Origin of the sequence: Curtobacterium sp. MCBD17_003 (genome assembly GCF_003234885.2) — a bacterium.
Lineage (GTDB): Bacteria > Actinomycetota > Actinomycetes > Actinomycetales > Microbacteriaceae > Curtobacterium.
The window spans coordinates 2,945,248-2,960,459 of the sequence record NZ_CP126275.1 but is presented as its reverse complement, the minus strand read 5'-3'; the positions used below and the strand labels follow the sequence as shown (position 1 = coordinate 2,960,459).

21 protein-coding genes and 1 tRNA gene are annotated in these 15,212 nt (G+C 68.1%); 15 read left to right on the top strand and 7 right to left on the bottom strand.

What is annotated here, in order from left to right:
- Positions 1–44 precede the first annotated feature (44 nt).
- The 5 genes from DEI88_RS13935 to DEI88_RS13915 form a co-directional block, all read right to left on the bottom strand.
- Positions 45–437, bottom strand: coding sequence for a hypothetical protein (locus DEI88_RS13935; protein WP_111072576.1), 393 nt, complete (start codon positions 435–437; stop codon positions 45–47).
- A complete protein-coding gene (locus DEI88_RS13930; RefSeq protein ID WP_111072575.1) occupies positions 437–703 on the bottom strand; it encodes a hypothetical protein in 267 nt (88 codons plus the stop codon). The genes DEI88_RS13935 and DEI88_RS13930 overlap by 1 nt, the downstream gene beginning before the upstream one ends.
- Positions 704–872: 169 nt before the next feature.
- On the bottom strand, positions 873–1,187 hold the full coding sequence (locus tag DEI88_RS13925) for a hypothetical protein (RefSeq protein WP_111072574.1): 315 nt from the start codon (positions 1,185–1,187) through the stop codon (positions 873–875).
- Between the two features lie 255 nt (positions 1,188–1,442).
- Complete coding sequence (locus DEI88_RS13920) at positions 1,443–1,643, bottom strand: hypothetical protein (RefSeq protein ID WP_111072573.1); 201 nt, start codon at positions 1,641–1,643, stop codon at positions 1,443–1,445.
- Positions 1,640–1,912, bottom strand: coding sequence for a helix-turn-helix transcriptional regulator (locus DEI88_RS13915; protein WP_146246105.1), 273 nt, complete (start codon positions 1,910–1,912; stop codon positions 1,640–1,642). Before DEI88_RS13915 ends, DEI88_RS13920 begins: the two co-directional genes overlap by 4 nt.
- A gap of 78 nt (positions 1,913–1,990) precedes the next feature.
- On the opposite strand from DEI88_RS13915, the gene DEI88_RS13910 reads away from it, so the two are divergent.
- Together DEI88_RS13910 and DEI88_RS13905 are read left to right on the top strand one after the other, a co-directional pair.
- A complete protein-coding gene (locus DEI88_RS13910; protein WP_111072571.1) occupies positions 1,991–2,488 on the top strand; it encodes a helix-turn-helix domain-containing protein in 498 nt (165 codons plus the stop codon).
- Positions 2,489–2,509: 21 nt separating this feature from the next.
- Complete coding sequence (locus DEI88_RS13905) at positions 2,510–2,884, top strand: ImmA/IrrE family metallo-endopeptidase (RefSeq protein ID WP_181441277.1); 375 nt, start codon at positions 2,510–2,512, stop codon at positions 2,882–2,884.
- Here DEI88_RS13905 and DEI88_RS13900 read toward each other — a convergent pair whose 3' ends face one another.
- Positions 2,885–4,252: a hypothetical protein gene (locus DEI88_RS13900; protein ID WP_146246104.1), complete on the bottom strand. Its 1,368-nt coding sequence runs from the start codon at positions 4,250–4,252 to the stop codon at positions 2,885–2,887.
- 459 nt (positions 4,253–4,711) lie between these two features.
- Here DEI88_RS13900 and DEI88_RS13895 point away from each other — a divergent pair, with 459 nt between their 5' ends.
- The 3 genes from DEI88_RS13895 (at position 4,712) to DEI88_RS13885 (ending at position 6,077) form a co-directional block, all read left to right on the top strand.
- Positions 4,712–5,209 (top strand): ImmA/IrrE family metallo-endopeptidase, encoded by a 498-nt coding sequence (locus DEI88_RS13895; RefSeq protein WP_146246103.1) that lies wholly within the window; start codon positions 4,712–4,714, stop codon positions 5,207–5,209.
- Positions 5,196–5,669: a hypothetical protein gene (locus DEI88_RS13890; protein WP_111072566.1), complete on the top strand. Its 474-nt coding sequence runs from the start codon at positions 5,196–5,198 to the stop codon at positions 5,667–5,669. Before DEI88_RS13895 ends, DEI88_RS13890 begins: the two co-directional genes overlap by 14 nt.
- A gap of 153 nt (positions 5,670–5,822) precedes the next feature.
- Positions 5,823–6,077, top strand: coding sequence for a DUF3263 domain-containing protein (locus DEI88_RS13885; protein WP_258375156.1), 255 nt, complete (start codon positions 5,823–5,825; stop codon positions 6,075–6,077).
- A gap of 72 nt (positions 6,078–6,149) precedes the next feature.
- On the opposite strand, the gene DEI88_RS13880 is transcribed toward DEI88_RS13885, so the two are convergent.
- Complete coding sequence (locus DEI88_RS13880) at positions 6,150–7,442, bottom strand: tyrosine-type recombinase/integrase (protein WP_258375155.1); 1,293 nt, start codon at positions 7,440–7,442, stop codon at positions 6,150–6,152.
- Positions 7,443–7,549: 107 nt separating this feature from the next.
- Between DEI88_RS13880 and DEI88_RS13875 the strand changes: the two genes are divergently transcribed.
- The 10 genes from DEI88_RS13875 (at position 7,550) to DEI88_RS13830 (ending at position 15,203) form a co-directional block, all read left to right on the top strand.
- Positions 7,550–7,644, top strand: a tRNA-Arg gene (locus tag DEI88_RS13875).
- Positions 7,645–7,898: 254 nt separating this feature from the next.
- The gene (locus DEI88_RS13870; RefSeq protein ID WP_111072565.1) at positions 7,899–8,330 is read left to right on the top strand and encodes a hypothetical protein; all 432 of its coding nucleotides are present in this window, start codon (positions 7,899–7,901) and stop codon (positions 8,328–8,330) included.
- Positions 8,327–8,539 carry a hypothetical protein gene (locus DEI88_RS13865; RefSeq protein WP_111010487.1) on the top strand — a complete coding sequence of 71 codons (213 nt, stop codon included), beginning with the start codon at positions 8,327–8,329 and terminating at the stop codon, positions 8,537–8,539. The genes DEI88_RS13870 and DEI88_RS13865 overlap by 4 nt, the downstream gene beginning before the upstream one ends.
- A gap of 108 nt (positions 8,540–8,647) precedes the next feature.
- Entirely contained in the window at positions 8,648–8,896 is a 249-nt protein-coding gene (locus DEI88_RS13860; protein ID WP_146242886.1) for an SNARE domain-containing protein, read from the top strand.
- Between the two features lie 64 nt (positions 8,897–8,960).
- Positions 8,961–9,578: a VanZ family protein gene (locus DEI88_RS13855; protein ID WP_181441276.1), complete on the top strand. Its 618-nt coding sequence runs from the start codon at positions 8,961–8,963 to the stop codon at positions 9,576–9,578.
- A gap of 327 nt (positions 9,579–9,905) precedes the next feature.
- On the top strand, positions 9,906–10,859 hold the full coding sequence (locus DEI88_RS13850) for a nucleoside hydrolase (protein ID WP_111072563.1): 954 nt from the start codon (positions 9,906–9,908) through the stop codon (positions 10,857–10,859).
- A 115-nt stretch (positions 10,860–10,974) separates the two neighbouring features.
- Positions 10,975–12,318 carry an ABC transporter substrate-binding protein gene (locus DEI88_RS13845; protein WP_111010484.1) on the top strand — a complete coding sequence of 448 codons (1,344 nt, stop codon included), beginning with the start codon at positions 10,975–10,977 and terminating at the stop codon, positions 12,316–12,318.
- Positions 12,319–12,325: 7 nt separating this feature from the next.
- Entirely contained in the window at positions 12,326–13,327 is a 1,002-nt protein-coding gene (locus tag DEI88_RS13840; RefSeq protein WP_258375154.1) for a carbohydrate ABC transporter permease, read from the top strand.
- Positions 13,324–14,247, top strand: a complete 924-nt coding sequence (locus DEI88_RS13835) for a carbohydrate ABC transporter permease (RefSeq protein WP_258372030.1) — start codon at positions 13,324–13,326, stop codon at positions 14,245–14,247. The genes DEI88_RS13840 and DEI88_RS13835 overlap by 4 nt, the downstream gene beginning before the upstream one ends.
- The gene (locus tag DEI88_RS13830; protein WP_111072562.1) at positions 14,244–15,203 is read left to right on the top strand and encodes a ribokinase; all 960 of its coding nucleotides are present in this window, start codon (positions 14,244–14,246) and stop codon (positions 15,201–15,203) included. Before DEI88_RS13835 ends, DEI88_RS13830 begins: the two co-directional genes overlap by 4 nt.
- Positions 15,204–15,212 lie beyond the last annotated feature (9 nt).

The following is a 15,212-nucleotide window of genomic DNA, read 5'->3' as shown; positions in this document are numbered from 1 at the left end:
GTCGATCGCGGACACCCACTGCTGCGCGACGATCTCGTTGTCCGTCATCGGGTCACCTCCGACGTCGCGTCGATCATCAGCTCGAGCTCGAGCTGCGCGAAGGGGTCCGGCGCTTCGTCGCCCCGCTTCTGCCAGAAGAAGATCCGGCCGGTGGTGCGGTGCCTCCGTCGGAACCAGTGGTCGGGCATCCGAGCCCACCAGCCGCGGGGGAGCGCTGCGGCGAGCGCTTCGATGGACGTGCGCTCCTCGTCGGTGACGCCCGGGTAGACGAACACGACGAACGTCCTCCGGTCGGGATAGCGGTGGATCTCGCAGGTCCACCGGACCACGGCACCGTCGTCCACGGAGACGTGCACGCGGTGGGTCTTCGCGTCCTTCACGACCACGTCGTAGTCGGCGTACTTGCGGCGCTGCGCGGCCGTCGGCACGAACGGCATCAGCGGGTTCCCTCGAACACATCCGCGACGCTCATCCCGAGCGCCATCTGGGCGCACATCAGGTCGACGACCATGGGCCGCACGCCGAGCCAGATGCGGAGGGTACGGGCGAAGCTGATGCGGGCGCGTCGGGCGAGCGTGAGGGGGCCGATGTGCTGCGAGCGTGCCGCGCGGCGGACGTTGCTGCAGACGGTGAGTGTGGCGGTGCGGGCGTACCGCTGCCTCGAGCGCCGGAGCGCGCGGGCGGGGCTGGCTACGATGGGCATGAGGATGGCTCCTTGCTTCGGCCGGCTCGTGTTGCAGCACGAGCCGGCCGCTCTGGTCAGTGGGTGATGAAGTCGGCGAGCGCCGACACGGCGACCATGACGACGCCGAGTGCGGCGATCACGGTGAGGACGAGGGTCAGGCGTACGGACTCCTGAACGAGACGCCGGATCATGCGGCGCTCGCCGTGTACCCGTAGACGCCGACCGTCTTGCCGGACTTCGCGGACTTCTCGTCGCGGAGCCACTGCAGGCGGGGGTCGAGGCGCTGCACGTCCTTCCGGCGCTTCCGGACGGACTCGGGGTCGCAGTCGGGCCACCGCATGTGCTCGCGGCGTGCTGCGTACTCGGCCACGAGCTCGTCGTCGCGCATGGGGCGGATCGTGTAGAGGTAGGCGACCGCTTCGACGATGCGAGCGCGGGTCGCTGCCGCGGGTACCGCGGCGTGGGAAGTGGGTGGGTCGGACTCTCGGGCGTGCTCGGCCATGAGGTACCTCCGTTCGGTGAGTCGGTTCGTTCTGGTGCGGGTGGGAGCGAGGCGACGGGTTGTCCGGGCCATGGGGTGCCGTGTGCGCCTCGCTCAGCCCCTGGTGGGGCGGACGCTGTGGAGTTGCGCCGATCCGCGGCCTCTCGGGTTCCCCGTGGCTGACTCGGGTAGCGGATGCGACTGCCTGCCCGTGGGCGCGACGAGTAGTGCCCGGGTCAGCGCGAGCGCTGACGGGGCGGAGATGGTGGTGGGGGCCTAGTGCTTCTCGGGCAGGCTTCGGATGTAGGCGCGGACGTCGTCGAGGCGGAACTTCTGCCACTTGCCGCCGTCGTCGACCGGGATGAGCTTCTTCTGGGCGACGAGCTGCGAGACGCCCCACTCCGAGGTCGAGAGGAGGTGCGCGACGTGCTTCTTGAGCAGGAGCTCGGGCGGGTAGGAGATCAGCAGGTCGGTCACGATGCGGCCGCCACTCGGTCCGCTGCGACCGTCGAGTCCTGGCCCTCCTCGAACGGTGGGTTCAGGAGGTCGTGGATCGTCACGTCGAAGTGGTGGGCGATGTAGCCGGCCTCCTCGAGCGTGAAGGACGAGTGCCCGAGCAGTCGGCGCTTGAGGGTAGATTCGGCGATGAAGGTCTCCGCCGACAGGCTGGTGATGGACTCTCCGCGGCTAGCGAGAAGCGCCCGCACTGACCGGGAGACCTTGCGGCTCGGAGCGTCGTAGTTCATGTGGACTACGGTAACCCACTCGAACTACGACAGGTGCGAAATTGGACACGGCGTGTCAAAACTGACACCATTAGGATCGTGCCGAACTACGACATCAGTGACTTGACGAGGCTCGTGGCCTCCAACATCCGCGGACTCATGGCCCAACACGGCGTGAAGCAGGCGGACCTGGCCGCTTCCATCGGCGTCTCGCAGTCACAGTTGTCGAAGATGATCCGCGGCGTCCGCCCGATCGATCTCGACCAGCTCGACGGCATGTGCATGGCACTGGGCGAGGACACCGCTGCGGTGATCAAGCGAGCAGAAGAGACGCTGTCGAACTACGAGACGGTTCCGAACGCACGCCTTCTCTTCGTGGACGACGGGATCCGCCTTGAGGAACCGATCGACACGACCGGTTGGGGGAGCGGGCCCGTCATCCCGAGTCATCCGACTCGCGCATCGGCGCGCGGTGTCGATGTCGGTGCGCTCTCCGATGATGAGCTTCGCGACATCCCGCTACCAACCAAGCGGGACATGGACCTCGCGGCGGGCAACGACCGCACGACGGACGAAGAGGACGACGTCACACCGTAGGGGAAGGATCAGGGGGAGCTGTTGCTGAACTACGACCCGTACGACCACGCGGACGCCCTGGGGCTGCGTGTCGTACACCGCCGGCTCACCACCGGCACCGGGCTCTGGGTGCCCGACTGGAAGGTCATCTTCATCCAGGAGCGGCTGCGCCGTGTGCACGATCGCTCGGCGCTCGCGCATGAACTCGGGCATGCGTGCCTGGGTCACCGGGACGACCGGCCGAAGCATGAGGTCATGGCCGACCGATTCGCCGCGGAGAACATGATCAACCGCGACGAGCTGGTCGACCTCATGAAGTGGTCGCCGGACCCGTCCCGGTGGTCCCTCGAGCTGGGCGTTTCGACGCGGCTGATCCGTGTGTGGTGGAACCTGCACCACGGCGAGATGGCGGCCTAGTCACCCTCGGGTCGGACCGTACGGGCTCCAACCGTTCAAATAGGGCCGGAGGTCGTCCGGATTAGGTGAGGCGAACGCGGGAGCAGCGAGATCACGGAACGGGTCGAGCTCCTCAAGCGTGCTCTCCGCCAACTCGACCCAGCGCCCAAGTTCTTCCGATCCGCGTGTTGCGCGTCGACGAAGCTCGCCGACGAAGTCAGTGAGATCCTGGTACTGCCGCCAAGCGCTCGCGCGCTCGAGTACAAGCGCTCGCTGCTGCTGAAGCCGAAAGCGATCACGCGCTCGTGACATCGCCTGCTCCCACTGGCGCGCTCGGAGCTGCTCAGCCTCCTCAGCGCGACGTTTGCTTGCTAACGCCTCGAGTCGATGGACTTCGATGTAACGGAACACCTCACCCAGGCGATCCTCCACAGGCACGGTCCTCTTGTCGGGCCACTTGCTCGCGTCGAACGTTCCACCCACTCCTGAGACGCGCACCTCGAGTCGTCCGGTCGGCACGAACCAGTAGTTGCGATTGCGCTGCCACGTCGGCAGCTTCTGGATGGCGTCGTATCGCTTGCGGTCGAACTCGCCGCCTCGGTAGTAATCGAATCGCTCGCCACCGCGGCCGGCAATCTCTCGGACCTGCAAGCGCACGACGGTGTCGTGCGCATCGAGCTCCACGTGTCCACTCCACCCCGGCGCGTGCTCCCCGTGTCGTTGCTTGCGCTCGTCCACCTCGCGCGGGTCTCGCACCTTCATGCCCTGCTTCTCGGCGTGGCGAACAATGGCTTCGATGACCCGCGCTGCGCGGGGCAGGGACTCCTTCGTAACGAACTGGTCCGCTCGCACCTCGAGGAATCTCTTTGCTAGGTGACCGAGTCGCAAGCCCGGTTTCACCGACGCGACTTGAGGCTCCTCGACGAGGTCCCAGAACCAGTCGCGATACTCGAGCCGCAGCTTGTTGCGATCCCGCCAGTCTGGGTAGGTGAGGCGCAGCTCCTTGCCACGGGGGCGATGCTCGCTCTTGTTGAACCGCCAGACCAGCTTCGGGTAGTCCACATCGTCCTCGCGACCATCGACATCTAAGTCGCCACCAGCAGCGTCGAGACGGGTGCGTAGGTCGGCGACGGCGTCGTCCGCGGATCCCAAAGATTCTGCGAGGGTGGGCGTCAGTTGAGTAACACGTGCTGCACCCGCCTCGGTCACGGTCGCACGCCAGGAGGCTCCGTGCCCCTCGATGGACACCAATCCGCGACTCGCGAGCGCCTTCGCTGTGATGCGATGCGCGTAGTCACCGGGCGGGTAAGCGTCCTTCGGTGCGCCGTTCGCGACCCAGGTGAGGACGCGAACCTGCTTCTCGTTCAAGAAGTCACTGCTACGCGGCATGGGGACGATTCTCGAACGATACTGACACCGGATGCCACTGTTCAGGCCGAGGCGGGACGGTGCTTCACTGCGGCGCGCCAGACCCATGCCTCGAGCGCGCGCCCTCCGTACTCGAACCGGACGAGGACGGCGTCGGGCGTGCAGGACACGGCGACAGCGTCGACTCGAACCAGGAGGTCCGGTAACTGGATCCACGCGCGGATGGGTGCGAGCCCAGCACCTCTGCTCGGTCCACCGATCGCTTCGTCGGAGAGTGAGTACGGGGTGGCGAGCTCGGGCGGCTGGAAGCGGTCAGCACGACGAGATCCCATGAGACGCAAGTGTTGGTGTGACGACTGACACCGACCTCGTCGCAGGGCCGAGGGGCCCCCGTCCGGCGATTCGAGGCACGGTAGCGGATGGAACAGAAGAGCCGCTGCTAGCGTTGGAGACGACAGAGATGCGGGAGGGAGCACGGCCGTGGCGCTCGTAAAGGACGTTGCAAGAGCGGCTGCTCAACGTGCCCTCGACGACTACTGGGACGGAACGATCCCGGTCAACCCGGCCAGGATCGCGATGGATCTGGGCATGAACGTGTACCGGGCGTACCTCGCCGAGGACCAGTCGGGCATGATCCGCAAACTGGAAAACGAGCCGGCGGAGATCTTCCTCAACGCCAACGAACCTCCACTCCGACAGAACTTTACCTGTGCTCACGAGTTGGGGCATTGGTTCGAGCGGAGGAGCCAGAGCGACGAGGAGTACTCGTTCGTCGATCACCGCAACGCCACACCGAATGACGCTCATGAGTGGTTCGCCGAGCACTTCGCCGCGAACCTGCTGATGCCTACTCGCGAATTCATCACGGCTGCCGACCGCGGCCTCAGCGTTGCGGAGTTGTCCGACTACTTCGTGGTGTCGCAGCCAGCGATCCGCAACCGGCTCCGTGCGCTCAACATGCCCTATGGCGGACGGTGACGCCCTGGGGGACCCGCCTGACGACTGGGAGCCGGACCCCGATTACCTCCCGGACGGCTACGGCGACGAGCCTGAGGAAAACCTGCGGTCGGACGTGTCGAACGAGCTCGGACCGGACTGGGATGCCGACGGTGTCCGGATCGACCCAACCTCGACACCGGTCGACCAGTACGAACGAGCCCGCAACAAGCAGGCGCAAGAGGTCGCGGATCAGGCCGGGCAGAACACCCGATGGCGGCCCGTTCTCTTCTGGACGGTGTACGCGATCGTCCTTGCAGTCGCTGTCGTGAGCGTCGGCGGCATCATCGTCTACATGTTCGTCATGGGTAGGAAGGCCAGCCCCGTAGTGCTCAGCACATGGGCGGGCGGTAGCGTGGCACAGATCGTGGGGTTGATGCTTGTCATTACACGCCACCTGTTCCCGCAGACACACGATCCGATGATCCCGGGTAAGAAGTAGCCGCGTGGCCACGAAGAGCGGCCGCCGGAGGGTACGTCCGACGGCCGCTCACCTCATACCGTAGCGACTCGGCTGCCCGTGCGCCCGGTCCGGGTGCCGCCGTCATGCCGTGCGGGGTCGGGCATGTCGGTAGTCCGAGGGAGACTCCAGCTGATGACTGATCAGGAGATCCAGCTGCTGGACTTCGAGCAGGACCATCCTCGGAACGATCGACGCAAGGAAGCCGAGATCCGGACGACGTTCGGGTACTCCCCGGTGCGCTACTTCCAGATCCTCAATCGGCTGGTGAAGCGAGAGGACGCCGTGGCGGCGTACCCGATGCTGACTCGCCGCCTGCAGCGGATGACTGCTCGAGCGGTCCGGCTCCGTGCAGAGCGCCGATTCGCTACCCACCAGGGTGGTCGTTGACACGTCAACCCCACGAGATTGACGAACGGCTCGCCGTGGTGGGGGAACCACGACGAGCCGCCCGCGATCACCCTAGGCCGTGAGCGCGAAGTGGGATCCGAGCCGTTCCATCGCCTCGCGCGCTGCCGCTGACGTGACGTGCTGGTAGCGCCGGGTCACTGCCTCCGACTGGTGGCCGACGATCTCGCCGATGATCTTCGCGTCCACGCCGAGCTCCATGAGGACCGTTGCGGTCGTGTGCCGTGCCCAGTGCGTCGTCGGCACGTCGGATCCGGGTGCACGCTGCGCCTGCGTGATCAGGCCAGCTTCGAAGAGGATGTCGCGCCACTCCTGCTGGTCTTCCGCGGGCAGGATCGGACTGCCGTCGTCGTGACGCCAGATGAGGCCGTACGGGTTCGGCTTGTCGGCCGCCGCCGTGATGTCGGACCTGAGGGCTGCGGCGAGCGCCGGGATGAGCGGGACGTACCGTGGGCGGCCGGACTTCGGGCGGATGAGGCACAGCCGGCCGACGAGGTGCTGGTACTCGAAGCCGTACGGGATCTTGAACCGCTTCTCGGGGCAGGCCGCGCCACGTTTCCTGCCGCACTCCCATGTGCCGTCGTCGCGTCGTGCGCATCCGTGCTCGGACGGGATCTCGTCGAGCTGCCATTCGACGGCGAGCTCGGGGACCTCGGAGTCGAGGTTGAGGGATGTGATGCGCTGCCCGATGCGTTCGGACTGCCTGAGTCCGGCGAGCAGAGCGACCCACCAGCGAGCGCCCCCGGGCTTGTCGGCGGCCACCTTGAGGATGCGGAGCGCGTCCTCGGTGGACAGAGCGCCGCGGGTGGAGACTGCGGCCTTCGGTGGCTTGACGTCGTTCGCGACGTTGCGAGCGCAGAGCCCTTCGACGCGGGCCGCCTCGAGCATCCCGGAGAGGATGTTGTACGCCTTCAGGGCGGTCGACGACGACCGGCCGGAGTCGGTCACGTTCTTGATCATCGCGTGCACGTCGGAGGGCTTCAGCGTCGCGACCGCACGGCGGCCGAGCACGGGGTAGATCCAGTTCCGCGTGACCGACTCGTAGGACGCCTGCGCGTTCGGCTTCAGCTTCGTCTTCGTCACGGCGTCGAGCCAATGGTCGCCCCAGTCCTGGACCTTCTTCGTCTTGTCGATCGGGGCACCGAACGCGTCGATCTCGTGGAGCTTCGCCTTCAGCTTCTCCCGCGCGATCTCCGCGGTACGGCCGGTGGCGGACAGCTGCCGGCGGCGTCCGTCGGGCGTGAAGCCGTTGTCGACGACTGCGCGCCACAGCTTCCGGGACTCCATCCAGTAGAGACCTCCGTCGCCGTTCCCGCGGCGTCGACCCGCCTTCTTCTTGCCCGCCACGGGCCCTCCAATCCGGTGCACACACGGTGCACACAAGTAACCACAGTTGCTGCGCTTGTGGTTAGCGTAGTTCGCCCTGGCGACATCCGCATGATTCCGGGCATCCGGCCCCGATTTCACGCGAGTTGGACGCTCACGAGCGTAGCAGAATCGTTCCGTCCTAAGGAAAGGGTTGGGGGTTCGAGTCCCTCCAGGGGCACCACCGTCGTCGTCGCCGTGCCGGGATCGAAGGTCCAGCCAGCTCGGTAGCCGGGCCCTTGAGAGGTCCCTCCTCCTGCCCCCAGCGACCCCAGCACACCTCGTCCGCCGGTTTCTCCGACTGATCCGCGCGCTGCCCATGGCTCGCAGGCGCGCTTCCAGGCGGCGAGAGGAGGCTCGAGGAGCGGCCACCACAGATCCGCTCGGGATCCTCTCGAGCGCGAGCGTGCGGGAGCCGTCGACGGAAGCGGCGACATCATGACCGACACCCATCTCCAATCCCTGGCTCTCGCCGGCGTCGTGGCCTCTGGCCTCCCGACTCCGCTCCCCGCCTCGTCGGCGCGGTACACCGTCCCGGCGGTGTTCAACCGTCGTCCCGAACCCATGGAGGCCCAGGCGATCGCCACGAGCAGTGTCCGGAACGCCATGGCGACGGCGGGGTACCCCGAGGTCACGCTCGAGATCGCCGATCGTCGCCTCCTGATCGGTCACACCTCGTTGGACGAGCTCGAGCAGGGTCTCGCGGAGGAGATCGCAACGATGATCGATGAGATCAGCCGGAACGTGGCCGCGGAGAAGCAGCGACGGATCGATGTGGCACAGGGCGAGGCCGAGGACCGTGATGCGCGGGCGAAGGAAGTGACCCGCGCCGCGGAACGGATCTCCTTCACGCCCCGGGGTCGAGCGTGAACGACGTGTACGCGGTCGTGGGCGGCCGCGAGTACCGCCTCGACGTCGTGGCCGATGGCCGGCAGCTCGACTCGTTGGTCAACGACCCTGGTGTGAAGCACGTCGACCTCGACGGGGGCGGCACGCTCGTCTACCAGGGTGGGCCCGGTTGCCCGGTCGTCATCGTGCAGCGGCCCCAATCGCGCTCCACGGCCGACGTCCACCGGTAGGCGATCGACCGGGACCCCGCGATCCGCGCGTGGATCTTCTCGAGCCGAGCAGCACCGCGGCAGCCTCATCTCGAACCGCTCGCCCCCCGAGGATCGCGAGGACGAACCATGAGCGATCTGCCAGCCGGGACCGACGCGTTCCACGATCTGGCGTGGGTGGAAGCCGATGATGGTCTCGACGCGTTCCTCGGAGGACACCTCGTCGGCACGGTGACCCACGAGCAGGGCTTCGCGGCGCGTTCGATCGACGGGACCGTCGAGGGAAGTCACCACAGTGTGGAAGCAGCACGAGCCGAACTCGAAGGCTGGCTCCGATGGGTTCGCGCCCTGTCTGCGCAGCGCCGCAGGAACCATTGACGGCAGCTGCCACGACCTCCGCCCGCGCAGGCACAGCGCGAGCGTCGCCGATAGCCTGCCGTCCGTGGTTCCCGCGTTGCCCGTCGTCATCCCTGCCGCGATCGTCGTCTGGGTGCTCCTGTTGTGGCGGCTGCGGCAGCGCGACCGTCTGACCCTCTCGCGCACGATCACCGCTGGCGCCGCCTGCCTGTTCGGGATCGTGCTGCTCCGGTCGGTGCTGTTCCCCGCCCCGATCGTCCTCGGTGCGGAACGAGCCACGCTCCCGCCATGGCCGGTGTTCGTGCAACTCATCCCGGTGGCGACCGTGCCGCGCGACCCGTCGGGCATGGTCCTCAACATCGTCCTGTTCGTTCCGATCGGGGTGCTCCTGCCGTTCCTCGTCCGGGGATCCGTCATCCGACTCGGGACCATCGCGTTCCTGCTGAGCGTCACGATCGAAGTGGTCCAGCTCGTCGGCGACATGACCGTGAGCACGGGGCGTGTCGCCGACATCGACGACGTGATCGGCAACACCGTCGGGGCGCTCGTGGGGATCGCGGTCGTCCGCCTCCTGTCGCGCGTACCACAGCTCTCGCGCGTCGCGACGCCGTTCGTGTGGTGGCCGAGTCCGGACCCGAGGTCACCGATGCCCGGGAAGCGCGGAGCCTCAGCCCGCTCCCGGTGGGGATCAGGTCTGCACTGATGGATCGCGGTCGGGCGATCCGACCGGCGTGGCCGGATGAGCGACCCGAGCGATCATCGGGTCCGCTTTCCAGGGGCTGAGGCTGGGCGGCTCCTCCTCGGAGTTCGTGCCGAGGGGGCTCGGTCGGAGCTGGTGTGGAAGCGGTCCCCGGAGGAGACGGGATGGCCGAGCCCGCGCGACTGCGGTGATCGACCGGAGTGCGGACGCTGACGCCCATCGAGGTCTCTCGCCCGACCATTTCTAGATCACCCCTTGTCCGCGCCGCGCAACTCGTGTTAACTCGCAGTCAGGAAGCGACGCAACACGAGTTGAACAAGGGAGTTCGCGATGACTCGTCTCATCCTCGACACCGACCTCGCCATGGGTGCCCCGGGCAGCGACATCGATGACGGGTTCGCGCTCGCCCTCGCGGTGGCCGAACCCGAGATCGACCTCGAACTGGTCACCACCGTCAACGGGAACACCGACGTCGAGAGCGCCACGCTCCTGACGCTCGAACTCCGCCGTCGGCTGGGCATCGACGTCCCGGTCGTCAAGGGCGCCCCGACACCGCTCGTCCACCCGGAGCGCCGGCGTGAGCCGTCCCCCGAGGTCGTCAGCACGTACGGGGTCGGCCTGGAGCCCGACCCGGGCCACGCGGCGCACCGGATCATCGAGCACGTGATGGCGAACCCGGGCGAGATCACGATCTGCGCGATCGGGCCGCTGACGAACATCGCGCTCGCTCTCACGATGGAGCCACGACTGGCGTCGTCGGTCAAGGAGATCGTGATGATGGGCGGCGTGTTCCTCGGCACCATGGCCCACCGGAGCATGCCGGGCGAGTTCAACGTCTGGGTGGACCCCGAAGCCGCCGCGACCGTGCTGCGCTCCGGTGCACCGCAGCGGTGGGTCGGTCTCGACGTCACGTTGCAGGTCCGACTCACCCGCGACGACGCTCGTCGTCTCACCGACTCGGGCCGCGACTTCGCCGCCCTCGCGGGCGAATCGACGAACGCGTGGATCGACCACATCGCCGAGCGCGACCCGGGCGACCCGCGCAACCGGGATTCGTGCGCGATGCACGACCCGCTCGCCGTCGCGGCGCTGACGCACCCCGAGTTCCTCACCTGGGTCGACGCCGCGGTCGACGTCGTCACCGGCGACGGACTCGCGCGTGGCGTGCTCGTCACCGACCTCGGGCACGGGCCGGACGCACCCACGCCGAACTGCAGGATCGCGACCGAGGTCGACGTCGCCGCGTTCACCGACCACTTCCTGGGGCGCATCGCCGACCTCTGAGCCGTCGGAGCGCCAGCCCGGCACCCGCTCCGACCGCCGCCCGCACAACCGTCGTCCGCCCCGGGCGCCGGGCCGTTCACCGTACCCACGATCCGCACACCCAATGGAGGGACCAATGCGATCACACGTCCACCACGGCCGTCGTCGGCTGCTCGTCACCGCCGCCGGCGTCATCGCCGGCGCACTCGCCCTGACCGGATGCTCGAGCGGCGGGGGTGCCGCATCCTCCTCGGGGAGCTGGTCCATCCCGTCGAAGGACCCGAAGACCACCGTCAAGGTGCTCAGCATCCTCAGCCTCAAGTCCCCGGACAACATGCAGCCGGTCGTCGACGCGTTCGAGAAGGCACACCCGAACATCACGATCAAGTGGCAGACCGTGCCGTTCGACTCCCTCAACTCGACCGTCGACTCGCACGTGTCGAACAAGGGCGGCGACCCGGACCTCTACTGGGCGGACCAGCCGCGCATCGCCGCGCTGGCCAGCCGCGGTGAGGCCGAGGACCTGACGTCCCAGTTCGGCGGGTACTCGTCGTCGTTCGACAAGGTGTCGTACGAGACGGGCGTCCAGAAGGGCAAGCTGTACGCCCTCCCGATCGCGAACTCGACGCAGCTCCTGTACTACAACAAGGACCTGCTGGCGAAGGCCGGGCTCCCCACACCCTCCGCGTCCACGAGCAGCCGGATGACCTGGCAGGACCTGGCGTCCGACGCGCTGAAGGCCAAGCAGGCCGGCGCGCAGTACGGCATGACGTTCGGCCAGTTCGACCGCTACTACCAGCTCGAGCCGCTGTCGGTCCAGCTCGGAGGTTCGGTCGGGGCGGACGGCAAGGACAACCTGACGCCGGACTTCACCAACAGTGCGTGGGTGAAGGCGATGACGTGGTACCGCTCGATCTTCGCCTCGGGCGCGGCTCCGAAGGGCATGACCGCTGACCAGACCGACCCCGCGTTCCTCGCCGGCCAGGTGGCGTACTCGGTCGAGGGGCCCTGGCTCCTGCCGGAGCTCCAGGCGTCGAAGGTGCACTGGGGCGTGGCACCGATGCCCGCCTTCGCGGACAGCAAGCAGGTCGCGACGCCGACCGGTTCGTGGTCCGTCGCGATGAACCCCTTCAGCAAGCAGAAGGACGCCACCGCGGTGTTCATGAAGTGGCTCGCGGTCGACAACGGCTCGGGCTACATCCGCTACCGGAGCAACCCGGAGCTCGCCGCGAACGTCAAGGGCAAGCAGCTCTACTTCGACAAGCCCGTGTTCCAGTCGGCTGCAGGGGCCGACGCGGCGAAGATCATCAACCACGAGACGTCGCAGACCGCGGTGTCGCGCGTCAAGACGATCGGCTACATCGAGTTCGAGTCCATCATCAACCAGGCCTACTCGGACATCCGGAACGGGGCCGACCCGAAGCAGGCGCTCGACGCCGCGAAGGCGAAGCTGACGACCGCCTGGGCGAAGTACAAGTAGGCCGCCCGTGATCTCGACCACCGACACCACGACCGGGGCGGCCCGCACGCGCCGCCCCGGTCCCCGGACCGCACGCCGGGAGGTCCGCAACCGCTTCGGCACGCCCGTCCCGGTCCGGCGCCGCACCGGCCGCGCGGGCGCACGACGCGAGCTCGTCTGGGGCATCGTGTTCCTCGCCCCCGCGGTCATCGCCCTCGCCGTCCTGCGGGTCGCCCCGACGATCGACGCCGTCGGGTCCAGCCTGCTCAAGGCGTTCCCGGGCGGCCTCATCCCCCCGACCTTCACCGGACTCGGCAACTACGAGTCGCTGTTCGGCGATCCGGCCTTCCTGGCGACGGTCGGCCGCACGCTCCTGTTCAACGTCGTCATCAACCCGCTGCAGATCGTGGTCGCGCTCCTCGTCGCCGTGCTCCTCACGCAGCGGATCCCGCTCGTCGGGCTCTGGCGGACACTCCTCGTCGTGCCGGTGACGATCCCGATCGTCGGCTCCTGCATCGCGTGGGGCGCGGCGTTCAACCCGCAGGGGCCGATCAACGCTGCGATCACCGCGATCGGCGGCGGCACGCAGCCGTTCCTCACCTCGCCGCGGCAGGCGCTGGCCTGCATCATCATCGTCGCGTCCTGGATCGGCATCGGCTACTGGATGATGTTCCTGGTGTCCGGCATCCAGGCGATCCCGGGCGAGCTCTACGAAGCGGCCAAGCTCGACCGCGCCGGCCCCGTCCGGACGTTCCTGCGGATCACCCTGCCGATGCTCCGTCGACAGCTGCTGTTCGTGCTCGTCGCCGACACGGTCGCGAACTTCGTGCTGTTCGTCCCCGTGCAGCTGCTGACGAACGGTGGGCCGCAGGACAGCACCACGCTGCTCATGTTCGACGCGTACCGGACCACCTACGGGTACGGCAGCCAGAACCTCGGCTCGGCCGAGGTGATCGTGCTGACCGTGATCATGCTGGTGTTCGTCGTCCTGCAGTTCCGGCTGCTCCGCGAGGACGGAGAGGACGCATGACGGCCGACAGCGGCATGGTGGGCCTCCCGGCCGCGGTCGCGTCGACCGTGAGCGACGACGTCGCGTCACCCGGAGCACCCCGTCGGCGGCGGTGGTCGACGACCCGCTTCGTGCTGACGGTCGTCGCGATCGTCGTCAGCGCCGTCTTCATGCTCCCGGCGCTGTGGATCCTCATCGGGTCCTTCCGGCCGAACATGGACGTGCTCACGACCATGTCGCCGTTGACCTGGCGCCTGTTCGTCCCCTCGCGGGTGACGGTGCAGAACTACGTCGGGCTGCTCGTCCACGACGGCTTCGGCACGGCGCTCCTCAACTCGGCGATCGTGTGCATCGCGTCCGTCGTCGTCGGGATCCTCGTGTCCGCGGCCGCCGCGTACCCGCTCGCCGTGTACCGGTTCCGCGGACGGAACATCGTCTTCGCCGTCATCGTGATCAGCTTCATGGTCCCCTTCGAGGCGATCGCCATCCCGCTGGCGCAGCAGTTCACGGACTGGGGGCTCGGCAACAGCCTCATCGGTCTGATCCTGCCCGGGATCGGGAACGGCCTGGCCATCTTCAACCTCCGGCAGGCGTTCCTCGGCATCCCGGTTTCCTACCGAGAAGCCGCCATGCTCGACGGCGCGAGCGAGCCGAAGATCCTCTTCTCGTTGTACCTCCGGATGTCCGGTCCGGCGCTGACGAACTCCGCCCTGCTCATCTTCCTTGCGCAGTGGACCTCGTACCTGTGGCCGCTGCTGGTCGTCACCGACGACTCGAAGCAGCTCGCGCCGGTGGCGCTCGCGTCGACGTTCGGGGAGCACAGCGCGAACTACGGCGAGAACTTCGCGGGTGCCGTCCTGCTGTCGCTCGTGCCGGCGATCAGTCTCTTCATCCTGCAGCGGTTCTTCGGCCGGCTGTCGATCGGAAGTGGTGAGAAGTGAGCACGGAAGCGCCGGGATCCGCACACATCATCGTCGTCGGCTCGGCCAACCAGGACTACATCGTGCGGGTGACCGCTCCGCCCGCGCCGGGGGAGACGGTCCTCGCCCAGGACCTCCTGCGACAGCCCGGTGGCAAGGGAGCGAACCAGGCCGTCGCCGCGGCACGGCTCAACGGCGACGTGAGCTTCGTCGCCAGCGTCGGTGACGACCCGGACGGCACCGACCTCCTCCGCGGCCTGCGGAGCGAGGGCGTCGACACCTCGGAGGTCGAGATCATCGACCGCGGTCGGACGGGACTCGCGCTCGTGTCGGTGTACGACTCCGGCGAGAACGCGATCACGGTGGTGCCCGGCACGAACTTCGCGCTCACCGCGAGCCGCGTCGACCGGACGGTGCGACGCCTCGCGGCGGAGGCCGAGCGGGCGATCGTCGTCGTGCAGGCGGAGCTCCGACCGCAGATCATCGCGACGGCGCTCCGGGCGGGGGTGGAGGCGGGAGCGCGGTGCGTGCTCAACCTCGCTCCGTACCAGCGCCTCCCGGACGACCTGCTCGCGGTCTGCGACCCACTGGTGCTCAACGAGTCCGAGGCGACCGCGCTCGTCGGGCGGCCCATCGCAGATCCGGAGCAGGCCGCTGCGGCGGTCCGCACCCTGCTCGGCACCGCCCGTTCGGTGGTCATCACCCTCGGCGCGCAGGGCGCCTGCTGGGCCGACTCGGGAGGCGAGGGGCACCTCCCCACCACGCCACCGGACCGGGTCGTCGACACGACCGGCGCCGGCGACGCGTTCGTCGGTGCACTCGCGGCGACGCTCGCGCGCGGCGGCGGGCTCGGCGAGGCGACCGCGATCGGTGTGGCCGCCGGGACGTTCGCGGTCCGCACGCCCGGGGCGCAGTCCTCGTACCCGACGCTCGCCGACCTCACGACGGAGAGGGCCGTCACCGGACCGATCAGCTGACGCGGGAAG

Excerpts from the sequence above, each read along its gene's own strand:
- DEI88_RS13935 (WP_111072576.1), bottom strand. The coding sequence starts at position 437 with ATGCCGTTCGTGCCGACGGCCGCGCAGCGCCGCAAGTACGCCGACTAC.
- DEI88_RS13930 (WP_111072575.1), bottom strand. The coding sequence starts at position 703 with ATGCCCATCGTAGCCAGCCCCGCCCGCGCGCTCCGGCGCTCGAGGCAG.
- DEI88_RS13925 (WP_111072574.1), bottom strand. The coding sequence starts at position 1,187 with ATGGCCGAGCACGCCCGAGAGTCCGACCCACCCACTTCCCACGCCGCG.
- DEI88_RS13915 (WP_146246105.1), bottom strand. The coding sequence starts at position 1,912 with ATGAACTACGACGCTCCGAGCCGCAAGGTCTCCCGGTCAGTGCGGGCG.
- DEI88_RS13900 (WP_146246104.1), bottom strand. The coding sequence starts at position 4,252 with ATGCCGCGTAGCAGTGACTTCTTGAACGAGAAGCAGGTTCGCGTCCTC.
- DEI88_RS13890 (WP_111072566.1), top strand. The coding sequence starts at position 5,196 with ATGGCGGACGGTGACGCCCTGGGGGACCCGCCTGACGACTGGGAGCCG.
- DEI88_RS13885 (WP_258375156.1), top strand. The coding sequence starts at position 5,823 with ATGACTGATCAGGAGATCCAGCTGCTGGACTTCGAGCAGGACCATCCT.
- DEI88_RS13870 (WP_111072565.1), top strand. The coding sequence starts at position 7,899 with ATGACCGACACCCATCTCCAATCCCTGGCTCTCGCCGGCGTCGTGGCC.
- DEI88_RS13860 (WP_146242886.1), top strand. The coding sequence starts at position 8,648 with ATGAGCGATCTGCCAGCCGGGACCGACGCGTTCCACGATCTGGCGTGG.
- DEI88_RS13850 (WP_111072563.1), top strand. The coding sequence starts at position 9,906 with ATGACTCGTCTCATCCTCGACACCGACCTCGCCATGGGTGCCCCGGGC.
- DEI88_RS13845 (WP_111010484.1), top strand. The coding sequence starts at position 10,975 with ATGCGATCACACGTCCACCACGGCCGTCGTCGGCTGCTCGTCACCGCC.
- DEI88_RS13835 (WP_258372030.1), top strand. The coding sequence starts at position 13,324 with ATGACGGCCGACAGCGGCATGGTGGGCCTCCCGGCCGCGGTCGCGTCG.